The sequence below is a fragment of the Martelella alba genome (genome assembly GCF_005217455.1).
Lineage (GTDB): Bacteria > Pseudomonadota > Gammaproteobacteria > Enterobacterales > Enterobacteriaceae > Acerihabitans.
In genome coordinates, this window is sequence record NZ_SZPQ01000159.1 from 1 (window position 1) to 767 (window position 767).

Sequence of the window (767 nt, forward strand, 5' to 3'; positions counted from 1 at the left end):
GTGGGCCTTATTGTAGGCCCATTTTGAAAAACTGCAAGGGGGGAATTAATGATCACAGTTCAAGTGAGTGATTTTTAGACGGCAAAAGAAACGCGGAAATCTATCAGGAAACCATTAATCTAACTATACAGCTTTCATTAGACACGATCTTGTCAGTAATTTCATGTTCTGCCAGACGGTACTGAACGTATGCTTACCCATAAACAGGTCAACCTAAGTTACCATCACTGGCTTAATGGCTACATATGAAGGGTAAACGATAAGGGAGCGCCGTATTGACGGTTATTCAGAGGTGAGATCCACATTCCACGGCAGAAGTTCAGATACACGGTTCGAAGACCATTCCGGTAACACCGCCAGAATATGGCGAAGGTAAGCTTCCGGATCGACACCATTCAGCTTGCACGTACCGATAAGGCCATACAGCTGGGCTCCACGTTCGCCACCATGATCACTGCCGAAGAACAGATAATTTTTTTTGCCCAGGCAGACCGTTCGCAAGGCTCGTTCCGCGATGTTATTGTCCGCTTCGGCCAGACCATCGTCACTGTAGTAACACAGCGCCTGCCACTGGTTCAGTACGTAGGCGAACGCCTCTCCCAACCGGGATTTTTTCGACAGTGTCGTGTTTTTCTCCACCATCCACTCATGCAGGGCCGCCAGCAGCGGTTTACTCCGCGCCTGTCTGACGGCGAGACGCTCTGCTTCCGGTCTGTCGCGTATCTCCGCCTCGATGGCGTACAGTTCGCCGATGCGCTTCAGGGCTT

1 protein-coding gene is annotated in these 767 nt (G+C 50.5%); it reads right to left on the bottom strand.

The window, feature by feature from the left end; translation table 11 throughout:
* Positions 1-282: 282 nt before the first annotated feature.
* The coding region (locus tag FCN80_RS26195) for an IS66 family transposase (RefSeq protein WP_136993283.1) at positions 283-767 on the bottom strand (485 nt) is incomplete at its 5' end.